The 25,460-nt window shown below is 72.5% G+C and carries 22 protein-coding genes, 4 tRNA genes, 1 other RNA gene and 1 pseudogene; 12 read left to right on the forward strand and 16 right to left on the reverse strand.

Annotated elements, in window-relative coordinates; translation table 11 throughout:
• Nucleotides 1-269: 269 nt before the first annotated feature.
• A complete protein-coding gene (locus E4U91_RS16655) occupies nt 270-1,112 on the reverse strand; it encodes a DUF8083 family protein (protein ID WP_137307588.1) in 843 nt (280 codons plus the stop codon).
• Nucleotides 1,113-1,367: 255 nt separating this feature from the next.
• Here E4U91_RS16655 and E4U91_RS16660 point away from each other — a divergent pair, with 255 nt between their 5' ends.
• Nucleotides 1,368-2,462: a Leu/Phe/Val dehydrogenase gene (locus tag E4U91_RS16660; protein WP_137307589.1), complete on the forward strand. Its 1,095-nt coding sequence runs from the start codon at nt 1,368-1,370 to the stop codon at nt 2,460-2,462.
• Nucleotides 2,463-2,787: 325 nt separating this feature from the next.
• Entirely contained in the window at nt 2,788-3,033 is a 246-nt protein-coding gene (locus E4U91_RS16665) for a DUF3073 domain-containing protein (protein ID WP_137307590.1), read from the forward strand.
• 80 nt (nt 3,034-3,113) lie between these two features.
• Here the strand turns inward: E4U91_RS16665 and purM are convergent, their stop codons facing one another.
• The 6 genes from purM to purS all read right to left on the reverse strand — a co-directional run bounded on the left by purM (nt 3,114) and on the right by purS (nt 10,065).
• Nucleotides 3,114-4,178: a phosphoribosylformylglycinamidine cyclo-ligase gene (gene purM, locus E4U91_RS16670; RefSeq protein WP_137307591.1), complete on the reverse strand. Its 1,065-nt coding sequence runs from the start codon at nt 4,176-4,178 to the stop codon at nt 3,114-3,116.
• A gap of 34 nt (nt 4,179-4,212) precedes the next feature.
• Complete coding sequence (purF, locus tag E4U91_RS16675; protein WP_137307592.1) at nt 4,213-5,742, reverse strand: amidophosphoribosyltransferase; 1,530 nt, start codon at nt 5,740-5,742, stop codon at nt 4,213-4,215.
• A gap of 163 nt (nt 5,743-5,905) precedes the next feature.
• A complete protein-coding gene (locus E4U91_RS16680; protein ID WP_137307593.1) occupies nt 5,906-6,703 on the reverse strand; it encodes a maleylpyruvate isomerase family mycothiol-dependent enzyme in 798 nt (265 codons plus the stop codon).
• A gap of 133 nt (nt 6,704-6,836) precedes the next feature.
• A complete protein-coding gene (gene purL, locus E4U91_RS16685; RefSeq protein WP_137307594.1) occupies nt 6,837-9,095 on the reverse strand; it encodes a phosphoribosylformylglycinamidine synthase subunit PurL in 2,259 nt (752 codons plus the stop codon).
• Nucleotides 9,092-9,796: a phosphoribosylformylglycinamidine synthase subunit PurQ gene (gene purQ, locus E4U91_RS16690; RefSeq protein WP_137307595.1), complete on the reverse strand. Its 705-nt coding sequence runs from the start codon at nt 9,794-9,796 to the stop codon at nt 9,092-9,094. Before purQ ends, purL begins: the two co-directional genes overlap by 4 nt.
• Nucleotides 9,793-10,065 (reverse strand): phosphoribosylformylglycinamidine synthase subunit PurS, encoded by a 273-nt coding sequence (gene purS / locus E4U91_RS16695; protein WP_137307596.1) that lies wholly within the window; start codon nt 10,063-10,065, stop codon nt 9,793-9,795. Before purS ends, purQ begins: the two co-directional genes overlap by 4 nt.
• Nucleotides 10,066-10,377: 312 nt before the next feature.
• Here purS and E4U91_RS16700 point away from each other — a divergent pair, with 312 nt between their 5' ends.
• From E4U91_RS16700 to E4U91_RS16735, 8 genes are all read left to right on the forward strand, one after another.
• Nucleotides 10,378-10,695, forward strand: a complete 318-nt coding sequence (locus E4U91_RS16700; protein WP_137303523.1) for a histone-like nucleoid-structuring protein Lsr2 — start codon at nt 10,378-10,380, stop codon at nt 10,693-10,695.
• 147 nt (nt 10,696-10,842) lie between these two features.
• Nucleotides 10,843-10,914 (forward strand) — tRNA-Gly (locus tag E4U91_RS16705).
• 79 nt (nt 10,915-10,993) lie between these two features.
• Nucleotides 10,994-11,066: transfer RNA gene (locus tag E4U91_RS16710), tRNA-Gly, on the forward strand.
• Between the two features lie 141 nt (nt 11,067-11,207).
• The gene (locus tag E4U91_RS16715; protein ID WP_137307597.1) at nt 11,208-12,260 is read left to right on the forward strand and encodes an ABC transporter ATP-binding protein; all 1,053 of its coding nucleotides are present in this window, start codon (nt 11,208-11,210) and stop codon (nt 12,258-12,260) included.
• 86 nt (nt 12,261-12,346) lie between these two features.
• The gene (locus tag E4U91_RS16720) at nt 12,347-13,090 is read left to right on the forward strand and encodes an ABC transporter permease (RefSeq protein WP_241678858.1); all 744 of its coding nucleotides are present in this window, start codon (nt 12,347-12,349) and stop codon (nt 13,088-13,090) included.
• Between the two features lie 23 nt (nt 13,091-13,113).
• Nucleotides 13,114-14,436 (forward strand): sensor histidine kinase, encoded by a 1,323-nt coding sequence (locus E4U91_RS16725; protein WP_137310858.1) that lies wholly within the window; start codon nt 13,114-13,116, stop codon nt 14,434-14,436.
• Nucleotides 14,433-15,041, forward strand: a complete 609-nt coding sequence (locus E4U91_RS16730; RefSeq protein ID WP_137307599.1) for a response regulator transcription factor — start codon at nt 14,433-14,435, stop codon at nt 15,039-15,041. Before E4U91_RS16725 ends, E4U91_RS16730 begins: the two co-directional genes overlap by 4 nt.
• A gap of 22 nt (nt 15,042-15,063) precedes the next feature.
• Nucleotides 15,064-15,136, forward strand: a tRNA-Gly gene (locus E4U91_RS16735).
• Nucleotides 15,137-15,201: 65 nt separating this feature from the next.
• Here E4U91_RS16735 and E4U91_RS16740 read toward each other — a convergent pair.
• From E4U91_RS16740 to E4U91_RS39010, 5 genes are all read right to left on the reverse strand, one after another.
• Nucleotides 15,202-16,101, reverse strand: a complete 900-nt coding sequence (locus E4U91_RS16740; protein WP_137307600.1) for a phosphoribosylaminoimidazolesuccinocarboxamide synthase — start codon at nt 16,099-16,101, stop codon at nt 15,202-15,204.
• 142 nt (nt 16,102-16,243) lie between these two features.
• On the reverse strand, nt 16,244-17,734 hold the full coding sequence (locus E4U91_RS16745; protein WP_137307601.1) for a N,N-dimethylformamidase beta subunit family domain-containing protein: 1,491 nt from the start codon (nt 17,732-17,734) through the stop codon (nt 16,244-16,246).
• 227 nt (nt 17,735-17,961) lie between these two features.
• Nucleotides 17,962-19,815 (reverse strand): M48 family metalloprotease, encoded by a 1,854-nt coding sequence (locus E4U91_RS38540; protein WP_168218266.1) that lies wholly within the window; start codon nt 19,813-19,815, stop codon nt 17,962-17,964.
• Nucleotides 19,816-20,135: 320 nt separating this feature from the next.
• Nucleotides 20,136-21,389 carry a phosphoribosylamine--glycine ligase gene (gene purD / locus E4U91_RS16755; protein WP_137307602.1) on the reverse strand — a complete coding sequence of 418 codons (1,254 nt, stop codon included), beginning with the start codon at nt 21,387-21,389 and terminating at the stop codon, nt 20,136-20,138.
• A gap of 136 nt (nt 21,390-21,525) precedes the next feature.
• Nucleotides 21,526-22,155: a DNA polymerase III subunit gamma/tau gene (locus E4U91_RS39010; RefSeq protein ID WP_241678604.1), complete on the reverse strand. Its 630-nt coding sequence runs from the start codon at nt 22,153-22,155 to the stop codon at nt 21,526-21,528.
• Here E4U91_RS39010 and E4U91_RS39015 point away from each other — a divergent pair.
• Nucleotides 22,124-22,363: pseudogene (locus E4U91_RS39015) on the forward strand (helix-turn-helix domain-containing protein); the annotation flags it as partial. The gene E4U91_RS39010 and the pseudogene E4U91_RS39015 sit on opposite strands and share 32 nt — an antisense overlap.
• On the opposite strand, the gene dnaX reads toward E4U91_RS39015, so the two are convergent.
• Together dnaX and ffs are read right to left on the reverse strand one after the other, a co-directional pair.
• Nucleotides 22,321-23,145: a DNA polymerase III subunit gamma/tau gene (dnaX, locus tag E4U91_RS39020; protein ID WP_338326670.1), complete on the reverse strand. Its 825-nt coding sequence runs from the start codon at nt 23,143-23,145 to the stop codon at nt 22,321-22,323. The pseudogene E4U91_RS39015 and the gene dnaX overlap by 43 nt on opposite strands.
• Before the next feature lie 31 nt (nt 23,146-23,176).
• An RNA gene (gene ffs, locus E4U91_RS16765) (signal recognition particle sRNA small type) lies at nt 23,177-23,275 on the reverse strand.
• Nucleotides 23,276-23,347: 72 nt separating this feature from the next.
• Here ffs and E4U91_RS16770 point away from each other — a divergent pair.
• Nucleotides 23,348-23,435 (forward strand) — tRNA-Ser (locus E4U91_RS16770).
• Nucleotides 23,436-23,497: 62 nt separating this feature from the next.
• Here E4U91_RS16770 and E4U91_RS16775 read toward each other — a convergent pair.
• On the reverse strand, nt 23,498-24,778 hold the full coding sequence (locus tag E4U91_RS16775; protein ID WP_137307603.1) for a tyrosine-type recombinase/integrase: 1,281 nt from the start codon (nt 24,776-24,778) through the stop codon (nt 23,498-23,500).
• Nucleotides 24,779-24,857: 79 nt separating this feature from the next.
• Nucleotides 24,858-25,091, reverse strand: coding sequence for a helix-turn-helix domain-containing protein (locus E4U91_RS16780; protein ID WP_137307604.1), 234 nt, complete (start codon nt 25,089-25,091; stop codon nt 24,858-24,860).
• Nucleotides 25,092-25,460 lie beyond the last annotated feature (369 nt).

A 25,460-nucleotide genomic window follows, 5' to 3' on the forward strand; every position in this document is an offset into this window, starting at 1 on the left:
AGTCACGCCACTGTGACGATCAGTCACAGGGCGATCAGGAGGCACCAGACCCCCCAAAGCGTGCAATGCTGAGACAGAGTCCTCCCCGGACTCCTTGTCCTATTTTGGCATGAGGAGCGGCAAGGGACGCAAGGGCCTTGTACGTGCGTTCTGTCACCCTTGACGCTTACGTCCGGATCGGGACCTACGTCCCGTCAACTTCCGGAAGTGCGATGACCGTACGCGCTGGAGGACCGTTCAAGCCGTGACGTAGGTCACCTGAGCCCGGGTCAGTTGGTGGACCGCCGGTCGCGGACCGCTCGCCAGCGCTCCACCAGCCGCGCGTACGCCTCGCCGGCCCGCTCCCCGTCGCCCCGGCCCAGCGCCTCGATGCCCTCGGCGACGTCGGCGGCCGAGTGGTCGGCCTCCAGGTGGCGGTCCGGGAGCGTGTGCACCAGGCCGCCGTAGTCGAGTTCGACCACCGAGCGCGGGTGGAACTCCTCCAGCCAGCGCCCCACGTCCACCAGGCCGTCGATGAGCGGCCCCTCGTCCATCGTGTCCCGCAGGGTGCGCAGTCCCCGGGCCACCCTGCGCCGCGCCTGCACCATCGGGGTGCGGTAGCGCAGCAGCGGGGGCACGCCGGCCGTGCCCCGGTCGTAGCGCCGCTCCTCGTCCGAGACGAGCACGAACCAGTTGATCGGCACCTGCCAGGTCGCCGTGCGGATCCACGGCCGGGCGTCCGGGTTGCGGGCCAGCCAGCGCTCGTAGTCCTGCGCGGCCTGCCGGCGCACCACCGGCGGCAGGACGGCGTCCAGGACCGTCGGCGGCAGCTCCTCGTCGAGGTCGTCCAGCGCCTGCCAGCCGCGCAGCCGGGTGCGCCACGGGCACACGCACAGCACGCCGTCGGCCTCCATCACGAACGCGTCGCCGCTCTCGTGCACCGGCACCGCCACCGGCGGGGTGGGCACCAGGTCGGCCAGCGAGCGGCGCAGCTCGTCCTGGTACGAGGGCCGGTCCGGGCGCCGTGCGTAGCGCTCCCAGTGGGCGCGCTCGGGCTCGGGGAAGGCGGCCAGCGGCTCGTACACGCGCAGGTACGCGGCGTACGGGACGATCACCGAGGACACCTTGGGCACGCCTGCTCCCTCCCCCTCCGACCGACCGGGAAAACGGACGGACCCGCCCTCGGGCGGGCCGCAAAACCATGCGAATCGTCGCACGGCCGTACCACCCGGGGACGTGATCCTCGGCACTGCGCGTCCGCCGGCCCCTCCAGGCCCTACGCTCGTCCCACAGGCCCCGGCACCCTGCCGCGCGCGCCACAAGCGCGCGGGGAGGGCCCGCGCGGAGCCCCGACCCCAACCGTCGCTAGTTACCCAGGAGTCACCACCGTGACCGACGTATCCGACGGCGTCCTGCACACCCTGTTCCACTCGGACCAGGGCGGTCATGAGCAAGTCGTGCTCTGCCAGGACCGCGCCAGCGGCCTCAAGGCCGTCATCGCCCTCCACTCCACCGCGCTGGGCCCCGCCCTGGGCGGGACGCGCTTCTACCCGTACGCCACCGAGGAGGAGGCCGTCGCCGACGCCCTCAACCTCGCGCGCGGGATGTCGTACAAGAACGCCATGGCCGGACTGGACCACGGCGGCGGCAAGGCCGTGATCATCGGCGACCCCGAGCGGGACAAGTCGGAGGAGCTGCTGCTCGCCTACGGGCGGTTCGTGGCCTCCCTGGGCGGCCGCTACGTCACCGCCTGCGACGTCGGCACGTACGTCGCCGACATGGACGTCGTGGCGCGCGAGTGCCGGTGGACGACGGGCCGCTCCCCCGAGAACGGCGGCGCCGGCGACTCCTCGGTGCTCACCGCGTTCGGCGTCTACCAGGGCATGCGGGCCTCCGCACAGCACCTGTGGGGCGACCCCACGCTGCGCGGTCGGCGGGTCGGCATCGCGGGCGTCGGCAAGGTCGGCCACCACCTGGTGGAGCACCTGCGGGCCGAGGGCGCCGAGGTCCTGATCACCGATGTGCGTGAGGAGGCCGTGGGCCGCATCCTCGCCGCGCACCCCGAGGGCGTGACGGCCGTCGCCGACACCGCGACCCTGATCCGCGCCGAGGGCCTGGACTTCTACGCCCCGTGCGCGCTCGGCGGCGCCCTGAACGACGACACGGTGCCGGCGCTGACCGCCAAGGTGGTCTGCGGCGCCGCGAACAACCAGCTCGCCCACCCGGGCGTGGAGAAGGACCTCGCCGACCGCGGGATCCTCTACGCGCCGGACTACGTGGTGAACGCCGGCGGTGTCATCCAGGTCGCCGACGAGCTGCACGGGTTCGACTTCGAGCGGTGCAAGGCCAAGGCCGCGAAGATCTTCGACACCACGCTGGCGATCTTCGCACGTGCGAAGGAGGACGGCATCCCGCCGGCCGCCGCCGCCGACCGGATCGCCGAGCAGCGCATGCACGAGGCCGCCCAGCGGCGCGGATGGTGAGGTTCCCATAACTATTCGGGAACCTCTTCGGGGGCCCCGGACGGGACTTCGGGCGGTACCGCCGGGCAGCAGGTTGGAGAGAACTCTCACTCTTCCCGGCGGGTCGCCCGCCGATAAGTGGTTAAAATCGCCACTGACCAGCGAGGACGGGGCACCTCGAGGGTCCTGGGCACACGCCCTTCCTACGGGCGACGTACCGTATGGGTGCGGGCTCAGGTACCGTGGAAGCCCTACAGACGGTCCCTCCGCGGAGAGACCGTTCTAGAACATGAACGCGTGTCAAGACTCTGGGGCCGTCGAGCCCCGTCGTTGAGGGGGTCGAGCCATGGGGCGCGGCCGGGCCAAGGCCAAGCAAGCGAAGGTCGCCCGCCAGCTGAAGTACAACAGCGGCGGGACGGACCTCTCACGCCTGGCCGAAGAGCTGGGCGCATCGACATCGAACGTGTCGCCGAACGGCGACCGGTTCGAGGACGATGAGCACGACGACGACCTGTACGCCCGGTACGCCGAGCTGTACGAGGACGGCGAGGACGACGACGAGGACTCCTCCCAGCACCGTCGCGGCGCGTAGTGCCGACAACGGCCTAGCCGTTGAGTCACCCGGTCCGGAGCCGAGGGCCCCGGGCCGGGTTTCGTGCTGCCCCGGGGGCCCTACGCGTAGTCGCCGACCAGTTCCGCGCCGGTCGTCTTCTCGCCGCGCTCGGTGATCTCGCCGGCCACCCACGCCTCGAGACCGCGGTCGGCCAGCGTGGCCAGGGCCACGTCCGTCGACTCCTCGGGCACGATCGCGATCATGCCGACGCCCATGTTGAGCGTCTTCTCCAGCTCCAGCCGCTCGACCCGGCCCGTCGTGCCGACCAGGTCGAAGACCGGCGCCGGCGTCCAGGTGGAGCGGTCGACCACCGCGTGCAGCCCGTCCGGGATCACCCGGGCCAGGTTCGCCGCGAGGCCGCCGCCCGTGATGTGGCTGTAGGCGTGCACGTCCGTGGTGCGGGTCAGCGCCAGGCAGTCCAGCGAGTAGATCCTGGTCGGCTCCAGCAGCTCCTCGCCCAGGGTGCGGCCGAGCTCGTCGATCCGCGCGTCCAGGGAGAGCCCGCCCTCGTTCAGCAGCACGTGCCGCACCAGGGAGTACCCGTTGGAGTGAAGCCCGGAGGAGGCCATGGCGATCACCGTGTCACCCGTGCGGATGCGATCCGCGCCGAGCAGCCGGTCGGCCTCCACGACGCCCGTACCGGCGCCGGCGACGTCGAAGTCGTCCTCGCCCAGCAGACCGGGGTGTTCGGCCGTCTCACCGCCGACCAGGGCGCACCCGGCCAGCACGCAGCCCTCGGCGATGCCCTTGACGATGGCGGCCACCCGCTCGGGGTGGACCTTGCCGACGCAGATGTAGTCGGTCATGAACAGCGGCTCGGCGCCGCACACCACGATGTCGTCCATGACCATGGCGACCAGGTCGTGGCCGATGGTGTCGTAGACGCCCAGCTGCCGGGCGATGTCCACCTTGGTGCCCACGCCGTCGGTGGCGGAGGCCAGCAGGGGGCGCTCGTAGTGCTTGAGGGCGGAGGCGTCGAAGAGGCCGGCGAACCCGCCGAGGCCGCCGAGGACCTCGGGGCGCTGCGTCTTCTTCACCCACTCCTTCATGAGTTCCACGGCGCGGTCGCCCGCTTCGATGTCGACGCCCGCCGCTGCGTAGCTGGCACCAGTTGTCTCAGACATGACTGTGAGAGCTTTCGTGTCGTACTGCAGGGTGTTACGGGCGACGGATCGCGTCGGCCGCGGCCGTGGCCGCGGGGCCGGCCGCCAGTTCGGTCTCCAGGAGCTGCTTGCCGAGCAGCTCGGGGTCCGGGAGCTCCATCGGGTACTCGCCGTCGAAGCAGGCGCGGCAGAGGTTCGGCTTGGCGATGGTGGTCGCCTCGATCATGCCGTCCAGCGAGATGTACGCCAGCGAGTCGGCGCCCAGCGAGGTGCCGATCTCCTCGATCGACATGCCGTTGGCGATGAGCTCGGCGCGGGTGGCGAAGTCGATGCCGAAAAAGCAGGGCCACTTCACCGGCGGCGAGGAGATCCGGATGTGGACCTCGGCGGCGCCCGCCTCGCGGAGCATGCGCACCAGGGCCCGCTGGGTGTTGCCGCGCACGATCGAGTCGTCCACGACCACCAGGCGCTTGCCCTTGATGACTTCCTTCAGCGGGTTCAGCTTCAGGCGGATGCCGAGCTGGCGGATCGTCTGGGAGGGCTGGATGAAGGTGCGTCCGACGTAGGCGTTCTTCACCAGGCCCGCGCCGAAGGGGATGCCGGAGGCCTCCGCGTAGCCGATGGCGGCCGGGGTGCCGGATTCCGGGGTCGCTATGACCAGGTCGGCCTCGACCGGGGCCTCGGCGGCCAGCTTGCGGCCCATCTCCACCCGGGAGAGGTACACGTTGCGGCCGGCGATGTCGGTGTCCGGGCGGGCCAGGTACACGTACTCGAAGACACAGCCCTTGGGCTTCGCGTCCGCGAATCGGGAGGTGCGCAGGCCGTTCTCGTCGATGGCGACGAACTCGCCCGGCTCGATCTCCCGGACGTAGGAGGCGCCGCAGATGTCCAGGGCGGCGGACTCGGAGGCCACCACCCAGCCGCGCTCCAGCCGGCCGAGGACCAGCGGGCGGATGCCCTGCGGGTCGCGGGCGGCGTACAGGGTGTGCTCGTCCATGAAGACGAGGGAGAACGCGCCCCGGACCTTCGGCAGGACCGTGTGGGCGGCCTCCTCGATGGTCAGCGGCTTGCCGTCCTCGTCCGTCTGGGCCGCGAGGAGCGCGGTGAGCAGATCGGTGTCGTTGGTGGCCGCCACCCGGGTGGAGCGGCCGTTGGTGTCCTTCGGCAGGTCCGCGACCATCTCGGCGAGCTGCGCCGTGTTGACGAGGTTGCCGTTGTGGCCGAGCGCGATGGAACCGTGCGCGGTGGCGCGGAACGTCGGCTGGGCGTTCTCCCACACGGAGGCACCGGTGGTCGAGTAGCGGGCGTGACCGACCGCGATGTGACCCTGGAGCGAACCGAGCGAGGTTTCGTCGAAGACCTGGGACACGAGGCCCATGTCCTTGAAGACGAGGATCTGGGAGCCGTTGCTGACCGCGATTCCCGCGGATTCCTGGCCCCGATGCTGGAGGGCGTAGAGCCCGAAGTACGTGAGCTTGGCGACCTCTTCGCCGGGAGCCCAGACACCGAAGACGCCGCAGGCGTCCTGGGGGCCCTTCTCACCGGGGAGCAGATCGTGATTGAGGAGACCGTCACCACGTGGCACGTTGTCGAGTGTAGGCGAGGTCCCGCGCTGGGCCGAATCGGTGATGACCGGCAGCAAAGGATCTTCGTCGGGTTTCCCCAGGTCAGCGTGGTGGTGCCGGTGCCGTGGGCCCCTTCCCGCCCGTTTCGCGAGTGAGGCGTCGCACACCCCCGGCCCGCGGGGCTCAGGACAGCAGGGGCAGCAGCCCGCTGAGGTCGGCCCGCTCGCCGCTCGCCGCGACCTTGCCCTCGGACCTGGCGTCCGCCCAGGTCAGACGGCCGGTGGCGAGGCGGATCCAGGTCAGCGGGTCGGTCTCCACGACGTTCGGCGGGGTGCCCCGGGTGTGCCGGGGACCCTCCACGCACTGCACCACGGCGAACGGCGGCACGCGCACCTCCGTCGCCCCGCCGGGCGCCTTCGCGGCGAGCGCGTCCGCCAGCAGCCGGGTGCAGGCGGCCAGCGCCTGGCGGTCGTGGGGCACGTCCAGGCCCGGGACGGCGGCGTTCAGGTCGTCGGTGTGCACGACCAGCTCGACGGTGCGGGTGACGAGGTAGTCGTCGAGGGCCATCGCGCCGGTGCGGGCCGCCAGCAGCCGGGTGCCCGGGGTGTCCGCGAGCGTGGTGCGGAAGCGGTCCTCGGTGCGGGCGTAGAGGGCGTCGAGGTCGGGGTTCTCCGCGGCGAGGCGCCGGGTGCCGTCGGAGATGTCCGCGGCGCGCCCGGCGGTGGCGGTGGGCCACTGCACGAGCGTCAGTTCCGCCCTGGCCGGCTCCGCGCGCTCGGCGTTGCGGCTGACGGTCTCGACGGCCATCGTCACGTGCGCCGCGAGCTCCCGCACGCTCCAGTCCCCGAGCCGCGTGGGCCACGCGAGTTGCTCGTCCGTGAGCCCCCGCACGGCTTGGCGCACGTGCCCGAACTGGGCGAGCACGGCGGCCCGGGTCCTGGCGGGGTCGTAGGCACGGGGACGCTTCTTGGCGGGCGGCATGGGGGTGAGCTTAGGACGTGCCCGCGGGGCTGCCGAGCCGTCCCCGGTCACCTGCGCGGACGGCACGCGGAAGGGCCCCGCCCGTGGGTCACGGACGGGGCCCCTGGGGTCCTGGCTGCTTACGGGACGCGGGTCACGCCAGCAGGGACGGGATCGTGGCCTCGTGGGCCTCGCGGAGTTCGTCGAGGGTGAGGGTGAACTCGCCCTGGATCTCCACCGCGTCGCCGTCGACCACGCCGATGCGGGTGGCCGGCAGGCCGCGGGCGCCGCACATGTCGTTGAAGCGGACCTCCTCCGAGCGCGGGACCGCGACGATCGCGCGGCCGGCCGACTCCGAGAAGAGGAAGGTGAACGCGTCCAGACCGTCCGGGACGATCAGGCGCGCGCCCTTGCCGCCCAGCAGCGCCGACTCCACGACCGCCTGGACCAGACCGCCGTCGGACAGGTCGTGCGCAGAGTCGATCATGCCGTCGCGGGAGGCGGAGATCAGGATCTCGGCCAGCAGGCGCTCGCGCTCCAGGTCGACCTTCGGGGGCAGCCCGCCGAGGTGGTCGTGGACCACCTGGGACCAGGCCGAGCCGCCGAACTCCTCGCGGGTGTCGCCGAGGAGGTAGACCAGCTGGCCCTCCTCCTGGAAGGCGACCGGGGTGCGGCGGGCCACGTCGTCGATGACGCCGAGCACGGCGACCACCGGGGTCGGGTGGATGGCCGCCTCGCCCGTCTGGTTGTAGAGCGAGACGTTGCCGCCGGTGACCGGGGTGCCGAGCTGCAGGCAGCCGTCCGCCAGACCGCGCACGGCCTCGGCGAACTGCCACATGACGGCCGGGTCCTCGGGCGAGCCGAAGTTCAGGCAGTCGGACACCGCGAGGGGCTTGGCGCCCGTGGTCGCCACGTTGCGGTAGGCCTCGGCCAGCGCCAGCTGCGCGCCCGTGTACGGGTCCAGCTTGGCGTAACGGCCGTTGCCGTCCGTGGCGATGGCGACGCCCAGGCCGGACTCCTCGTCGACGCGGATCATGCCGGAGTCCTCCGGCTGGGCCAGCACCGTGTTGCCCTGCACGAAGTGGTCGTACTGCGAGGTGATCCACTTCTTCGACGCCTGGTTCGGCGACGCGACCAGCTTCAGGACCTGGTCCTTCAGCTCCTCGGACGTGGCCGGGCGGGGCAGCTTGCCGGCGTCGTCGGCCTGGAGGGCGTCCTGCCAGTCCGGGCGGTCGTAGGGGCGCTCGTAGACCGGGCCGTCGTGCGCGACCGTGCGCGGGTCGACGTCGACGATCTTGCCGCCGTGCCAGAAGATCTCCAGGCGGTCGCCGTCGGTCACCTCACCGATGACGGTGGCGATGACGTCCCACTTGTCGCAGATCTCCAGGAACCGCTCGACCTTCTCGGGCTCCACGACCGCGCACATGCGTTCCTGCGACTCGCTCATGAGGATCTCCTCGGGCGAGAGCGTGGAGTCGCGCAGCGGTACGTCGTCCAGGGTCACGCGCATGCCGCCGGAGCCGTTGGACGCCAACTCGCTGGTGGCGCAGGACAGTCCGGCCGCGCCGAGGTCCTGGATGCCGACGACGAGCTTCTCGGCGAACGCCTCCAGGGTGCACTCGATGAGCAGCTTCTCCTGGAACGGGTCGCCGACCTGCACCGCCGGCCGCTTGCTCGGCTTGGCGTCGTCGAAGGTCTCGGAGGCCAGGATCGACGCGCCGCCGATGCCGTCGCCGCCGGTGCGGGCGCCGTAGAGGATGACCTTGTTGCCCGCGCCGGACGCCTTGGCCAGGTGGATGTCCTCGTGCCGCATCACGCCGATGGCACCGGCGTTGACCAGCGGGTTGCCCTGGTAGCAGGCGTCGAAGACGACCTCGCCGCCGATGTTGGGCAGGCCCAGGCAGTTGCCGTAGCCGCCGATGCCGGCGACCACGCCGGGCAGGACGCGCTTGGTGTCGGGGTGGTCGGCCGCGCCGAAGCGCAGCGGGTCCACGACCGCGACCGGGCGGGCGCCCATCGCGATGATGTCGCGGACGATGCCACCGACACCCGTGGCCGCGCCCTGGTAGGGCTCCACGTACGACGGGTGGTTGTGCGACTCGACCTTGAAGGTGACGGCGTAGCCCTGGCCGACGTCGACGACGCCCGCGTTCTCGCCGATGCCCACCAGCAGCGCGTCGCTCTGCGGCGCCTTCTCGCCGAACTGGCGGAGGTGGACCTTGGAGGACTTGTACGAGCAGTGCTCGGACCACATGACCGAGTACATGGCGAGTTCGGCGCCGGTCGGGCGGCGGCCGAGGATCTCCACCACCCGCTCGTACTCGTCCTTCTTCAGGCCGAGTTCGGCCCAGGGCAGCTCGACGTCGGGGGTCGCGGCCGCGTGCTCGACCGTGTCCAGAGGCGTCCTGCTCATGCGGTGACCAGCTTCTTGAGGATCGAGGTGAAGAAGGGCAGGCCGTCGGTACGGCCCGTACCGATCAGCGACTCGACGGCGTGCTCGGGGTGCGGCATCAGGCCGACGACGTTCCCGGCCTCGTTGGTGATGCCGGCGATGTCCCGCAGCGAGCCGTTCGGGTTGTAGTGCTCGTCAGCGACTCCGTCGCGGGCGACGTACCGGAAGGCCACTCGGCCCTCGGCCTCCAGCCGGTCCAGCGTGTAGTCGTCGGCGACGTACCGGCCGTCCATGTTCTTCAGCGGGATGTGGATCTCCTGGCCGGCGCTGTAGTCCGTGGTCCAGGAGGTCTCCGCGTTCTCCACCCGCAGCTTCTGGTCACGGCAGATGAAGTGGAGGTGGTCGTTGCCGAGCATCGCGCCCGGGAGCAGGTGGGCCTCGGTGAGGATCTGGAAGCCGTTGCAGATGCCGAGGACCGGCAGGCCGGCCTTCGCCTGTTCGATCAGGGGTTCCATCACCGGCGAGAAGCGGGCGATGGCGCCGGCCCGCAGGTAGTCGCCGTAGGAGAAACCGCCGCACAGGACCACGGCGTCGACCTGCTTGAGGTCCTTGTCCTTGTGCCAGAGGGCGACGGGCTCGGCCCCGGCGATACGGATCGCGCGCTGGGTGTCCCGGTCGTCCAGGCTGCCCGGGAAAGTGACGACGCCAATACGAGCGGTCACTTCGCCGCCTCCGCGACTTCCGCACCCTCTTCCACCTTGACGGTGAAGTCCTCGATCACGGTGTTGGCGAGGAAGGATTCCGCAAGATCGTGGATGCGGGCGAGCGCGGCCTCGTCGACCGGCCCGTCAACTTCCAGTTCGAAACGCTTTCCCTGACGTACGTCCGAGATCCCCTCGAAACCCAGGCGCGGCAGCGCACGCTGGACCGCCTGGCCCTGGGGGTCGAGGATCTCCGGCTTGAGCATGACGTCGACTACGACGCGTGCCACTGGCACTCCCGGTGTGTGGTGCTGAGCAGGTTCCTTCAGACTACCCGCACAAAATTTCTACGCGGGTAGAGTTGGAGGAAGCTACGTGAGGGGCGTCACGGCGCCCCGGGGTCCAGGTGTGTCCGGGAAAAGTTACGGGAAAGATCCCCGATCGCCCCGCAACAGGTATTGCGCTCGGACACGCCAAGAGATTTAGTCGGGCTTCACAATGCATTGCCGGGCACTGTACAAATGAATTGGCAATAGCCGATACTCGGCACGTCATCGTTCGGATGAGCTGTATCGACGTGCCGTACGAAGGGACCGATATTCGTGGCGCAGAAGGTCGTGGTCACTCTCTTTGACGACATCGACGGCTCGGAAGCGGCGGAAACGATCGCCTTCGGACTCGACGGCAAGTCGTACGAGATCGACCTGAATGAAGCCAATGCCGGGAAGCTGCGCAAGGCGCTCGCCCCCTACGTGGAGGCCGGCCGCAAGCGGGCCAGGTCCGGCAAGGCGTACCAGCAGACGGAGGTCGCCCCCGACCCCGCCGCCGTCCGGGCCTGGGCGCAGGCCAACAAGATGGACGTCCCGGCCCGCGGCCGGATCCCCAAGAAGGTGTACGAGGCCTTCGCCGCGGCCCAGTAGGGGCGCGGGTCACGGTGGTGCGCGTGGTCCCCGGGACCCGGCCGACGGGCCCCGGGGGCAACCGACTTGCGCTACCCCCCACACGATCGGCTAATGTCTGGAGCACGCCGCCGGGCAGGGCCGAAAAGCCCAGCTCACACAGGCCGCGCGGGTGTAGTTCAGTAGTAGAACATCCCCCTTCCAGGGGGAAGGCGCAGTGTGCGATTCCTGTCACCCGCTCCGCACCGCCGTCCGGACCACTGTCGTGGATCGGGTAGGCTGGTGCCGCACCGATCGGTGAAAGCCGGTCGGGGGCAATGCGGACGTAGCTCAGTTGGTAGAGCGCAACCTTGCCAAGGTTGAGGTCGCGAGTTCGAGCCTCGTCGTCCGCTCGGGAACGAGACCCCGGTCCATCGGACCGGGGTCTTTTCCATGTCCTCTTCCTGCCTGCCGCCCGCCGGTCTGACATTTGTCATGCGGACTCATGACACCGCGCACTGCTCCCCTCCTGGATCCGCCGGGAGGCTTGCCCCATGAACACCGACGAACACGAACACGTGATCGAGGTCACCGGCCTCCGGCGTGTGTACGGGGGCGGGTTCGAGGCGGTCCGCGGCATCGACTTCCACGTGGGCCGGGGCGAGGTCTTCGCGCTGCTCGGCACCAACGGCGCCGGCAAGACCTCCACGGTCGAACTCCTGGAGGGCCTCGCCCGGCCCAGCGGCGGCCGGGTCCGGGTCCTCGGCCACGACCCCCACGCCGACCGGGCGCTGGTGCGCCCGCGCACCGGGGTGATGCTTCAGGAGGGCGGCTTCCCCTCCGAGCTGACGGTCACCGAGACCGCCCGGATGTGGGCGGGCTGCGTGAGCGGGGCCCGGCCCGTGCCGGAGGCCCTGGGGCTGGTCGGCCTCGACGCCCGGGCCGGGGTGCGCGTGAAGCAGCTCTCCGGCGGCGAGCGGCGCCGGCTCGACCTGGCGCTCGCGCTGCTCGGCGACCCCGAGGTGCTGTTCCTCGACGAGCCGACGACCGGCCTCGACGCCGAGGGCCGCCGCGCCACCTGGGACCTGGTCCGGGCCCTGCGCGACACCGGCACGACCGTGCTGCTCACCACGCACTACCTGGAGGAGGCGGAGGGCCTGGCCGACCGGCTGGCCATCCTGCACGAAGGGCGCGTGGCGGCCGCCGGGACACCCGCCGAGGTGACCGCGGCCCAGCCGTCCCGGATCTCCTTCGAGCTGCCCGAGGGGTACTTCGTCGGCGACCTCCCCCCGCTCGCCGCGCTCGGCGTGAGCGGACACGAGGTCCGGGGGCGGGTCGTCCGGCTGCGCACCCATGAACTGCAGCGCGCGGCCACCGGGGTGCTGGTCTGGGCGGAGCGGGCCGGGGTGGAGCTGCGCGCGCTAGACGTGCGGCCGGCCTCGCTGGAGGAGGCGTTCCTGGGGATCGCGCGTGAGGCGTCGGGGGCGGGGGCCTCGGGGCCGGGGTCCGGGGCGGCGTCCGGGGCGGGCGCGGGGTCGGGGTCGGGGTCGGGATCAGGGTCGGGGTCGGGGTCTGGGTCGGACAGGGATGAGGAGCGGGTCGTATGAGCGCGGGCGTGGGGACGCGGGGCCGGGGAGACGTGCAGGGCCTGCGGGGCGTGGGGCGGGGGCCGGTGGCCACGCCCGCGCGGCGGATGGCCGCCCTCGCACGGGCCGAACTGACGTTGCTGGGGCGGAGCAGGAGCACCCTCCTGTCGGCCGTGCTGGTGCCGCTGACGCTGCCGCTCGCGCTGCGCTCGGCCGTCTCCCAGATGGACCTCGGCGAGATCGGGCTCAGCGTCGGACTGGTGATGCTGCCCGCGTCGATCGGCTTCTCGCTGCTGTTCGGCGTCTACGGCGCGCTGGTCGGCATCTACGCCGCACGGCGCGAGGAACTGGTGCTCAAGCGGCTGCGCACCGGGGAGCCGCGGGACGCGGAGATCCTCGCCGGGGCGGCCCTGCCGGTCGTGGTGACCGGGCTGGTGCAGTCGCTGGTGCTGGTGGCGGCCTGCACGGTCGTGCTCGACGTGCCCGCGCCCGAGGCACCGCACCTGGCCGTCCTCGGGCTGCTGCTGGGCCTGGTGCTGTGCGCGGCGCTCGGGGCGGTCACGGCCGCGGTGACCCGGACGGTGGAGAGCGCGCAGGTCACGACGCTGCCGCTGGTGCTCCTGTCGATGACGCTGTCCGGGGTGACCGTGCCGCTGGAGCTGCTCCCCGACCGGCTCGCGTCGGTCTGCGAACTGCTGCCGCTGTCCCCGGTGATCACCCTGGTCCGCGGCGGCTGGACCGGCGACCTCTCCGCCTACGAGGCGCTGGGGGCCGTCGCGACCGCCCTGGCCTGGATCGTCCTCGCGGTGTTTGCTGTACGGCGGTGGTTCCGCTGGGAGCCCCGGCGCTGACCACGGGGGAGGACGAGGAACGCATGCGCAGGCCGTGGGGGTGGTGGCGGGGCAAGAGCACGCCGCAGAAGGTGGAGACGTACACCCGGCTGTCGTTCCACACGTTCGGGCTGATCGAGGTGCTGGCGGTCGGGCTGCCGCTGCTCGGCGAGCTGGGCGACGCGCTGGGCGGCTGGCTGCTGGTGCTCGTCGCCGGTCACGCCGCGGTCTGCATGGTGACCGCGTCGCGGGCGCTGGACTGGACCCGGGGCCGGTGTCCCCGGCCGGTGCGGCTGCTGGGGGCGCTGGCCGGCGTCACCCTGGCCGTCGCCGTCGTCGCGCTGGTCGTCGCCGAGCGGGGACCGGACCGGGAGAGCGCCGACACCGCGGCCGGGGGCGTCTTCGCGGCGGTGCTCGTCTTCGGCGCCGGGGTCGTCGCGCTGGGCGTACGCAGCCGCCGCCGGGTGCTCGCGGTCGTGGGCGGCTTCGCGGCGGCGTCCGGCGCCGTGGCGCTCCCGCTGGGCATGCCGGGGCCCGCCGTGCTGGTGACCTCGCTGATCGTGCTGGTGACCGCCGGGTTCCTCGCGTTCACGTCCGTGTTCTCGGTGTGGCTCCTCGACGCCGTCTACGCGCTCGACGAGGCCCGCGAGACCCGGGCGCGGCTGGCGGTCGCCGAGGAGCGGCTGCGGTTCGGGCGGGACCTGCACGACGTGATGGGGCGCAACCTCGCGGTGATCGCCCTCAAGAGTGAGCTGGCCGTCCAACTGGCCCGGCGGGGACGGTCGGAGGCCGTGGAGCAGATGGTCGAGGTCCAGCGGATCGCGCGGGAGTCGCAGCGGGAGGTGCGGGACGTGGTGCGCGGGTACCGGGAGGCCGACCTCGCCGTCGAACTGCTGGGCGCACGAGGGGTGTTGACGGCCGCCGGGATCGACTGCGAGGTCGGCGGCGACACCGACGGGCTGCCCGCCGAGGTGCAGTCGGCGCTGGCCTGGGTGGTCCGGGAGGCCACCACGAACGTGCTGCGGCACGGCGACGCCGGACGGTGCTCGGTCCGGCTGGCGACGACACGGGAGCGTGTGGTGCTGACGGTGGAGAACGACGGGGCGCGACCCGTCGCGGACGGGGGCGGGTCGGGGCTCGCCGGGCTGCGGGAGCGGCTGCGGGCGGTCGGCGGGACGCTGGAGGCGGGGCCCGCCGGGGACGGCGTGTTCCGGGTGGTGGCCGAGGTGCCGTTGGGGGCGCGGGAGCCGGTCTCCGGCAGGGAACCGGAGGCGGAGGGCTCCGAGGTGTCGTCGAGGACCGCGGGCTCCGGGACGCGCCCGGGACGTGCGGCTCACGTGCCGTTGGTGGGAGGGGAGGCGCCGTGACCGTACGGGTGCTGCTCGCCGACGACGAGCACCTCATCCGGGGTGCGCTGGCCGCGCTGCTCGCGCTGGAGGACGACCTCGCGGTCGTCGCCGAGGCGGCCGACGGGCCCGAGGCGCTGGCCATGGCCCGGGCCCATGAACCGGACGTCGCCGTACTGGACCTGCAGATGCCGGGCGCCGACGGTGTGAAGGTCGCCACATCGCTGCGCGCCGAACTGCCCGGCTGCCGGGTCCTGATCGTCACCAGCCACGGCCGCCCCGGCCACCTCAAGCGGGCCCTCGCGGCCGGTGTGCGGGGGTTCGTCCCGAAGACGGTGAGTGCCCGGCGGCTCGCGGAGATCATCCGCACGGTGCACGCCGGGAACCGTTACGTCGACCCCGAGTTGGCCGCCGACGCCATCGCCGCCGGCGACTCCCCGCTCACCTCGCGCGAGGCCGAGGTGCTCGAACTGGCCGCCGACGGCGCGCCCGTCACGGAGATCGCCGAGCGGGCGGCGCTGTCCCCGGGGACCGTGCGCAACTACCTCTCCTCGGCCGTCTCCAAGCTCGGGGCGGAGAACCGTCACGCGGCGGTGCGTCTCGCCCGTGAGCGGGGTTGGGTATAGTTACGTCCGCGCCACGGCGCATGCGGACGTAGCTCAGTTGGTAGAGCGCAACCTTGCCAAGGTTGAGGTCGCGAGTTCGAGCCTCGTCGTCCGCTCGTCACCGAAGGCCCCGGTTCATCGAACCGGGGCCTTCGTCGTGTCGCCGCGCGTCGTGCCGCGGTCAGTTCCAGGTCGCGCCGGTCAGCCGCTCGTATGCCTCGACGTACTTGGCGCGGGTCGCCTCCACGACATGCTGCGGCAGCGCGGGGGGCGGCTGCTCGCTCGCGCGGTCCCAGCCGGACTCCGGCGAGGTGAGCCAGTCGCGCACGAACTGCTTGTCGAACGACGGTTGCGCGCGGCCCGGCTCCCACAGGTCGGCCGGCCAGAAGCGGGAGGAATCGGGGGTGAGCACCTCGTCGGCGATGACCAGGGTGTCCCCGTCGAAGCCGAACTCGAACTTGGTGTCGGCCAGGATGATCCCCCGGCCCCGGGCGATGTCCCGGGCGCGGCTGTACACGGCGAGGGTGGCCTGGCGCAGCTGGGCGGCGGTCTCGGCGCCGACCTGGCGGGCGACCTCCTCGTAGGAGACGTTCTCGTCGTGGTCGCCGACCGCGGCCTTGGTCGCCGGGGTGAAGATCGGGCCGGGCAGTTCGCTGCCGTCGACCAGGCCCTCGGGGAGCGCCAGCCCGCAGACGGTGCGGCTCTCGTTGTACTCGGCGAGGCCGGAGCCGGTGAGGTAGCCGCGGGCCACGCACTCCACGGGGACCATCGCCAGGGACTTGCAGACCAGCGTGCGGCCCTCCCAGTCGGCGGGGGCGCCGGCCGGGACGTCGGTGCCGATCACGTGGTGCGGGACCAGGTCGGAGAGCCGGTCGAACCACCACAGGGACAGCTGCGTGAGGATCCGGCCCTTGTCCGGGATCTCGGTCGGCAGCACCCAGTCGTACGCGGACGTACGGTCGCTGGCGACCATCACGAGGTCGCCCGCCTCGTTCCGGTACAGCTCGCGCACCTTGCCGGTGTGCAGGTGCACCAGGCCCGGAACCTCGATCGGCTCGGGCTTTTCTACGAATCCGGACACGGTTCCTCCCCGTGGTTCTGGCCAATGGCTCGATTGTCCCGTATCGGGGAGGGGTGGCGGACCGCGGGGCGGAGTGGGGGCGGGCGGAAGCCCCGGTGGGCGACGGAGCGGGGGGGGGCGGACCCGCGGCCCGGGGGCCGGCTCAGTCGTGTTTGCAGATGCGGTCCAGGAGGTTGGCCGTGGCGCGCTGGATGCGGGTGTCCGTGTGGCCGGGGCGGTCCAGGGCCGGGGACCAGGCGAAGGTCCCGGACGCGAACACCAGCGCGCCGGACGGGGCCCGGTACAGCGACGTCTCCTGGTGGCGCAGGACGCCCTCGGTGTCGGTGTACGGGGAGTGCGCGAGCAGGATGCGCGCCTCGTGCTCCGGCAGCGGGGTGCGCGGGAAGTACCGGTCGGCCTCGCCCGCGACCAGGCCCGGGACCTCGTCGCCCTCGTGCGCGCCGGTGGCCTCCCACAGCCAGTGGTCGGCGTTGCGGACGATCATCGGGTGCGGCTCGGGCACCCGGCCCGCGTACTGGATGCCGAGCAGCTGCTGCTCCGGGCGGTCGACCTCGCGCCACAGCACCGGCCTGCCCGGCCCCTTGCGCTTGCGGCAGGTCAGCAGCCGGCCCGGCACACCGGACGGGGACGGCCCCAGCTCGACCTGCCAGTACAGGGTGTTGGCAGAGAGGAAGACCAGCGAGGTGCCGCTGTCGCGGGCCCGCTCGACCGTGCGGCGCATCGCGACCGACCAGTACTCGTCGTGGCCGGGGAACACCAGGCCCCGGTAGCGGGTGGGGTCCACCAGGCCGGCGTGCAGGTCGCGCGCGTCGGCGTAGGCGAGGTCGTAGCCGTACCGTTCCGCCCAGCGGATCACGTCGTAGGCGTGGCCGACGTGCAGGGGCAGGCCCGCGCCCGCGTACGGGCGGTCGAAGGAGACCGTGGTCGCGGCGTCGGCCTCGCCGAGGAGCCGGCCGTCCTCGTCCCAGGCGTGGTAGAGGCTGGCGCCCGTGCGGCCGTCCTCCGGGTAGAGGTTGTACGCCTGCCAGGTGACGTCCGGCAGCAGCAGGAGCAGGTCCGCGCGGCGGTCGTCGCGGACGGTGAACGGCACGTGCGAGCGGTAACCGTCGGTGGTGGTCAGGACGGCGACGTAGGCGCCGACGTTCCAGTACGTGGGGACCTGCAGCCGCCACGACAGCCACCAGTGGTGGCAGGACACCGTCCGGTCGGCGGTGAGCGGCGGCGGCTGGACGATGCCGGACAGCCGGGGGCTGGTGGTGATCTTCGCCGCGCCGTCGCCGCCGTAGTGGCCGATGCGGTAGACGTCGACGCTGAACTCCTGCGGCGGGTCGACCGTGACATGGAAGTCCACGGCCTCGCCCGGGGCGACCGCGCCGGTGGAGGTGAAGCCCTTGATCTGGCGGTGCACGTCGTCGGCGGAGCGGGGGCCGGCCGTGCGGGGCGCAGGGATCCGCGGGACGCCGGCGGCCGGCAGGTGGGCCTGTCCGTCGACGTACCAGGGGACGACCTGGCCGGTGTCGTCGAAGTACGTCACGTTGCCGCGCAGCCAGGGGACGGGGCCCTGGCCGAAGGGGTCCGTCACGGCGTGGGCCAGCGCTCCCGACTCCCATCGGCGGATCTGCTCCGGTCCCATGTCCTTCCCCTCCCTCTTGCCCCCGGGTCGTGGACGCGTGCGGTCGTGCGTCGCGTGTCCTTCGTGGGTGTGTCGTGCGTCGCCCTGTCTTATGTCAGGTGCCCATGCCATGGGCGGGACCGGTCCCAGCACATCACATAACGCACGCACACTGTCACTGCTCGTCGCGAATTGACTTGAAGAGGAACCTGGACTTCCGGTTTCTCAGGAGTCGGATCGACCGCTGATCAGACGAGCCGTACGGGCTTCTCGGGGCGTATGCCGAGCTCGCTGAGCCAGGCCCGCAGGGGGTCCGGGTCACCGTCCTCCACGAGGCTGAGGACCCTGGGCGCCAGGTCGGTGGCCCGCTCGCCGCCGACCAGCAGGGTCGGGCCGTCCAGCCAGTCCAGGCCCGGCTGGGCCCCGGCGGTGTCCATCGCGGCGCAGCACACCATCGCCGTGACGTGATCGGTGAGCAGCTCACGCTCGGTGCGCGGGGGCTGGAGCGGGAACAGGGGCAGCGCGTCGACGTCCCAGAGCGCGTCGGGGCCCGCCTGGCCGGAGGGGGACGCGCCGGGCGCGGGGGCGGGGGGCGCGGCGGCATCCTCACGGGCGAGCTCGGCGCTGAGGCGGGCGGCGAGGGCGGCGGTGCGGGGGGCGCGGGGGGTGTCTTCATCGGGGTGGAGGTCGGCGTCGGTGTCGGCGTCGGCCTCGGCGTCCAGGGTCGCCGGGTCCCGGGAGGGGGGCTTGGCGTCGGTGTCGGCGTCGGACGTGGCGGCCGGGCTCGCCGCGGTGGCCTCGGCGTCGGAGGGTTCCAGGTCGTCCCGGTCGGGAGCCGTCAGGTGGTCCAGGACGCGGGTGAGCGTGGGGCCGTTCGGGTCGTGGGCCGTCGGGTCCGGTGCCCGGCGCACGCCCAGGGCGTCGAGGACGCGGTGGAGGCGGGCGGCGTCGGTGCGCCACTTGCGGTCGACGACCTCCTCCGGGTACTCCGACCAGTCCACCGGCGCCCAGTCGGGCCCGCACTCGGCCGGGCCGCCGTGGAAGAGCCGGGCCGCGAGCAGGGAGGCGGCCTCGTCCACCGTGCCGGGCTCCTCCAGCAGGTCGCAGGCCGGTCGCTCGCCCAGCCGGGAGGCGAACCCCTCGGCCAGCCGGTCGCGCCGGGACAGCTCGGTGAGGGCCGCGACGACGCCCGCGTCCAGCCGGGCGGGCCAGCGACCCATCCGCCAGGCGGGCAGCGCCACGCGCGTGAGGAGCCGGTCCCAGCCGGCGTACGCCAGGCCCACCTGCTCCTGCGCGACGATCCGCACCCCGTAGTCCACCGCCTGCGCCCGCTCGGCGGCCGCGGCGGCCACACCCCGCTCCATCTCCGCCGCGTGCTGCCGGCAGCTGCGCAGGAGCAGCCGGGCCACCCAGCCGATCCCGGCGCAGGCCGGCCGGAACGCCGGACATCGGCCGCGGTCCGCCGCGGTGGCCACCGCGGCGTCCAGACCGCGCACGAAGCGCCGGGCCGCGGCTATGTCGGGGTGCGCCGACGGGCCCGTACCGGCGACGACCGGGGCGAGGACCGCGCGCAGCTCGCCGACGCGCATCCACCACAGGAACGGGGAGCCGATGACCAGCACGGGTGCGGCCGTACGCCGGTGGCGTCCGCCGGGCGCGCCGGCCAGCTCGTCGCGCTCCTCGCGCGCGGGCGGGCCGTGGGCCGGGTGGGTGCGGTCCTCCAGCCAGCTGTCGCAGTCCGGGGTGAGCGCTATGGCGGAGGGCGCCGGGACGTCCAGGCGCTCGGCCAGGTCGCGCACCAGCCGGTACAGGTCCGGGGCGGCGTCCTCGGCGATCGGCACCGTCGGGCTGACGGCCGGGCGGGCCCGGGCCACGACCAGGGCGATGACCCCGGCGGCGAGCAGGACGACCAGCGCGACGGCGCTCACCACCGCGCGGGCGGCGTCCCAGCCGGGGCCCACCAGGTGGCCGCTGGTGCCGCCCGCGACGAGGATCACGGCCGCCGCGGCGGGCAGCAGCGCCACCGCGAGCGCGCGGCCGCGGATGCGCAGCACGGCGAGTGCCCGGGCGCGCGCGGCCTGCGCGCCCACCTCCGAACCCATCGCGATCCCGGTCACGACCGGCGTCACCCCCTCCCCGCGGTCCTGGCCCCGCCGGCCGTGCCGGCGGCGGCTCTGCTGGTCTTGCTCACTCCCCCACTGTGGCACCCGCCACTGACATCGCAATGCCGGTGGGCCAAGTGCCGGAACGCTTGCGCGGCACCCTAGTTGGCCCCTTCGCCCCCGTCAGCCGGATGGGACACCGCTCACTCGATGGAATGGCTTTGGGGAGAGGTGGGTGACGCAGGGCAAGGATCAGGCCCCGGATCGTGAGACGGATCCGGGGCCTGAGGGGTTCAGCGGAGTTCTCCTGCGGTGCCGGGTTACTCCCCCGCCGCCGCCTTCGCCGCGATGTCCGTGCGGTGCTGGGAGCCGTCGAGGCCGATGCGGCTCACGGCCCGGTACGCGCGCTCGCGGGCCCGGGTGAGGTCCTCGCCGGTCGCCGTGACCGACAGGACGCGGCCACCGGCGCTGACGACCGCGTCACCGTCGTACTTGGTGCCGGCGTGCAGGACGTACGCGTGCGGGGCGTCCTGCTCGGCCACGTCCGCGAGGCCGGTGATCGGGTCGCCGGTGCGCGGGGTGCCGGGGTAGTTGTGCGAGGCGACGACGACCGTGACGGCCGCGTCCTCGCTCCAGCGCAGCGGCTCCAGGTGGGCGAGCGTGCCGGTCGCGGCGGCCGTCAGCAGACCGGCCAGCGGGGTCTTCAGGCGGGCCAGGACCACCTGGGTCTCGGGGTCGCCGAAGCGGGCGTTGAACTCGATGACCCGCACCCCGCGCGAGGTGATCGCGAGACCGGCGTACAGCAGCCCCGAGAAGGGGGTGCCGCGCCGGCGCATCTCGTCGACGGTCGGCTGGAGCACCGTCTCCATGACCTCGTCGACCAGCTTGGGGTCGGCCCAGGGCAGCGGGGAGTAGGCGCCCATGCCGCCGGTGTTCGGGCCCTCGTCGCCGTCCAGCGCGCGCTTGAAGTCCTGGGCGGGCTGGAGCGGGACGACCGTCTCGCCGTCGGTGACCGCGAAGAGGGAGACCTCGGGGCCTTCCAGGTACTCCTCGATGACCACGCGCTCGCAGGCCGCCGCGTGCGCCGTGGCCGCCTCGACGTCGTCGGTCACGACGACGCCCTTGCCCGCCGCGAGACCGTCGTCCTTGACGACGTACGGCGCGCCGAAGGCGTCCAGCGCCACGGCGACCTCGTCGGCGGTGGTGCACACGTAGCTGCGGGCCGTGGGGACGCCGGCCGCGGCCATCACGTCCTTGGCGAACGCCTTGGAGCCCTCCAGCTGCGCGGCCTCCTTCGACGGGCCGAACACCGGGATGCCCGCCTCGCGCACCGCGTCGGCGACGCCCGCGACCAGCGGGGCCTCCGGGCCCACGACCACCAGCTCGGCGCCGAGGTCCCGGGCCAGTGCGGTGACGGCGGCACCGTCGAGGGCGTCGACCGCGTGCAGCTCGGCGATCTCGGCGATGCCGGCGTTGCCGGGGGCGCAGTGCAGCGCGGTGACGGCGGGGTCGAGGGACAGGGAGCGGCACAGGGCGTGTTCGCGGGCGCCGCTGCCGATGACGAGGACGTTCACGCGCCCAGCGTAACCGGGATGGCGGCGGGGGTTGTGCGGGTGTCCGAGGGGCGGTCCGTCGGGCGCCTGGAGGTTCCTCCAGGGCGAGCCGCGGGGGCGCGGCGCGCAACGTCGGCGGCGCGGGTGCCCCCGCCGGCTACTCGTTGGTGTACTCCTCCACCACCGTGGCGCCGAGCTCGCGGACGATCAGTTCGTGGCCGGAGAGGGCCGACTCGTTGAGGTCGGGGTCGTCGTCCTCGGGGGTGTCGTCCTCGGGGGCGACCGGCTCCGGGGCGGAGGGGCGGGACGCGGGGCCGGGCTGCGCCGGGGCCGGGGGTGCCGTCGGGCGGGAGGCGGAGGCGGCCGGGGACGGTGCGGTGGGGCCGGACGAGTGCGGGGCCGAGGGGGTGGGTGCGCCGCCGTAGCCCCCCGGGCCGCCGGGGCCACCGGATGCGCCGGGGCCGGGGCCGCCGGGAGTGCCGTAGCCGCCGGGGACGGACGCGGGGGCGCCGTAGCCCGCCGAAGGGCCGCCGAAGCCGCCCGGAGCGGGGGCCGGGCCGCCGCCGGAGCCGCCCGAGGGGTCGACGATCGCGTCGATCTTCCAGTGGACGTTGAACTGCTCGACCAGCGCCTGGCGCAGCACGTCCTCGCTGCCGCTGCCGGAGAAGTTGTCGCGGGCGCCGGAGTTGACGAAGCCGATCTGGAGGGTGGTGCCGTCGAAGCCGGTGACGTGGGCGTTCTGGCTGAGCAGGATCCAGGTGAAGCGGCGGCGCGAGGCCGTCGGCATGCGGGCCGGCGAGTTCGGCCGGGCCGTGGGGTACGGCGAGGACCTCGTCTACAAGATCGAGAGCGGGAAGCGCATCCCCCGGTCCGAGTTCCTGGACAGGGCGGACGAGGTGCTCGACGCGGGCGGGCTGCTCGCAGCGATGAAGGAGGACGTGGCCAAGGTCCGCTACCCGAAGAAGGTGCGGGATCTGACGGACATGGAGTCACGCACGGATCCGGCGCCGGAGCGCACGACGAGCGGCAGGACGCCTTCCTCGACGGGGATGGCCTCCTTCTGGCAGACCTCGCCCAGGTACTCGCGGAGGGTGCCGGGCGGGACGAGCCGGAAGGGGTAGTGGTGGGTCCGGGACCGGATGGTGCCGATGACCTTCTCGGGCTCGGTGGTGGCGAAGATGAACTTGAGGTGCTCGGGCGGCTCCTCGACGACCTTCAGCAGGGCGTTGAAGCCGGCCGACGTGACCATGTGGGCCTCGTCGATGATGTAGATCTTGTAACGGCTGCGGGCCGGCCCGAAGAAGGCCTTCTCGCGCAGGTCACGGGCGTCGTCCACGCCACCGTGGGAGGCCGCGTCGATCTCGATGACGTCGATGGAACCGGGCCCGTTGCGCGCCAGGTCGCGGCAGGAGTCGCACTCGCCGCAGGGGGTGGGGGTGGGGCCCTTCTCGCAGTTCAGGCAGCGGGCGAGGATGCGGGCGCTGGTCGTCTTGCCGCAGCCGCGCGGACCGCTGAACAGGTACGCGTGATTGACCCGGTTGTTCCGCAGCGCCTGCTGCAACGGGTCGGTGACATGCTCCTGCCCGATGACCTCGGCGAATGACTCCGGGCGATAGCGGCGGTACAGCGCGAGAGACGACACGCATACGAGGTTAATGGCGCCCACTGACAAAGCGGACCGCCCGCGGGAGGGGCCGGGGCGGGCCGGTGCGCGGACCGGGGCCGGGCCGGTGCGGGCCGTGAGCCGGACCGGGACACGGGCGCGGACGCGGGGCACGGAGCCCGGTGGCGGAACGACCTCACCCAGCAACGCAAGCGCCCCCCACGCACCCGCCAGAGCCAACCTACCCTTGCTGCCTTCCGGCCCTGGGGGAGTTCAGTCAGATAGCGCCGCGTGAGGGGCTTCGCACAGGTTACCCGATGCCAGGCCCCCTGAACGAGTTCGCGAGCACTCCTCTCGGTCATGTAATGTTTCCGGCGGAGGATTCGCCTAGAGGCCTAGGGCGCACGCTTGGAAAGCGTGTTGGGGGCAACCCCTCACGAGTTCGAATCTCGTATCCTCCGCCAGTGCCTCACCGGGCACGATGTCGAAGGGCCCCACCGCGAGGTGGGGCCCTTCGGCGTTGTCCCTACGTCTCATTGTCCTGGTCTTTGTCCACAGCCAGGTTTTCCGGAGCTCCCCAGATGGCTCGCTCGATCTTCCGAGCCGCTTCCTTGAGCATGGGATCGGTCACGTGCAGGTACCGCGCCCGCATCCGGGCGGCGCCTCCCGGCTCCCATCCCATGATCTGGTCGATGACCCGGTCCGGGACTCCGAGCAGCATCAGCACGGTGCCCGCGGTGTGCCGCGCGTCATGCAGACGCCCGTCCCGCACGCCGGCGTCTTCCAGCAGCCGCTTCCAGTCGTGGTAGTCCGTGTTCGGGCTGAGCGGCCCGCCCAACGGCTTGGTGAACACGTACTCCGACTCGGTCCACAGGTTCCCGGCCGCCGCGCGCTCCTGGGCCTGCACCTCCCTGTGAGAGCGGATCATTACGACCAGCGGGCCCGGGAGCGGCACGGCGCGACGTCCGGCCCGTGACTTCGTGTTCTTCGTCTCACGGCGCACCTGCACCCGGGCCGGGCAGTAACCGGCCTTCCGGCCGCACGGCGCCGTCTCACCGCACCCGTGCTCGTACTTCGGGCGCAACCGGTTCCGGCGCAGCTTCAAGTACTCGTTGTCCAAGTCCACGTCAGACCACCGCAGTCCGAGCGTCTCGCCCTGTCGCAGCCCGAGCGCCAGGGCCAGCATCCAGCGGGCGCTGTTCCGGCGCTTGTTCACTGCGAGCAGGAGACGCTGAACCTCATCGACCGAGTAGGGCTCCACCTCCGTCTCGTCCTCTTCCATCCGGGGCGGCTTCGCGAGCGCAGCAGCGTTCTTCGCTGCGTGGCCACGCCGCACCGCCTCCCCCAGAGCCGTGCGGGCCGTCCGGTGAGCCTGGTGGGCGGTGCCGGCCTTGCTGCCAGCGCTCTGCATCCGGCGGTAAAGGCTCTCCAGGTGTTCGGGCTCCAGGCGGTCGATGCGGTGCCGGCCGATGCCCGGCACCAGGTGCACGCGGACTGCCACCTCGTACCCGTCGTACGTGTTCTCGCTTACGACGGGCCGGGCGATGTTCTCGACCCAGTGCTCAAGCCACTTCGCCACTGTCCACGGCTTGCCGGGCTGGCGCGCGGAACCTTCGTCCCGCTGCTTTTCCAGGCGTCGGACCTCGCCCACCAGGTCTTTGCGCGTGGGGCGCGTGAGATGTCGGCGGTAGGGCGTTCCGTCGTCCTTGTAGCCCATGGGCACGCGGGCGTGCCAGCGTCCGTCTTTGCCCAGGTAGATGGCCGATTCACCGTTGGCCCGACGGGTGCGCTTCTTCTCTTCTGCCATTGGCAGTCCTCCGGTGGGTGCGAGGTGGTCAGACAGGAGCGCCGCCCTGCGTGCGGGGCGGCGCTCCAAGTGGGCATGGTCAGGCGGCCTGCTGCTCGGCCCGGCGCCGGGCGAGGTAGGCGGCCGGGGCGTCCGCAGGGACACGGCGGAGTCCGCCGATGGTCAGGGACTCCAGCTCTCCGGTGCGGATGAGGGCGTAGCAGGTCGTGCGGCCGATTCGGAGGCAGCGGGCAGCCTCTTCAACGGTCAGGAGAACGGGGGCCAGGTCCCTGGCCTCAGCCGGTCGGACGATTTCCACGCTGGCGCTGCTCACGCGAGATCTCCTCGGGGCGGGGTGGCCTGTGCTGTCCGAAGCGGGGATTTCTGCGTCATCGCGTCACGTGCGTCAATCAGGCGTCTGACCTGCGGGTTCTTGTGACGCAGCAGGACGGGTCCTGCGTCACCGATGACGTGGGGGCTCGTCATGGGGTGACGCTGGTGACGCGGGATGACGCAGGATTCGCCGTCTGCGTCATCGGCTGTCGCCGCAGGTCAGCGGCCGTCTGTCGGGCCCGTGGTGACGCAGTGACGCAGATCTTCCCTACTTAGGAAAAAGAAGGGGGTGGTGTCTGTGGGTCTTTAGGTCCGCTCAGGGTTTGAAGAACGGGCCGCTTCGCGGCGCGACCTGTGCAGGGCGGCTGTC

The sequence above is a fragment of the Streptomyces lasalocidi genome, assembly GCF_005280215.1.
GTDB classification, from domain to species: domain Bacteria; phylum Actinomycetota; class Actinomycetes; order Streptomycetales; family Streptomycetaceae; genus Streptomyces; species Streptomyces longwoodensis.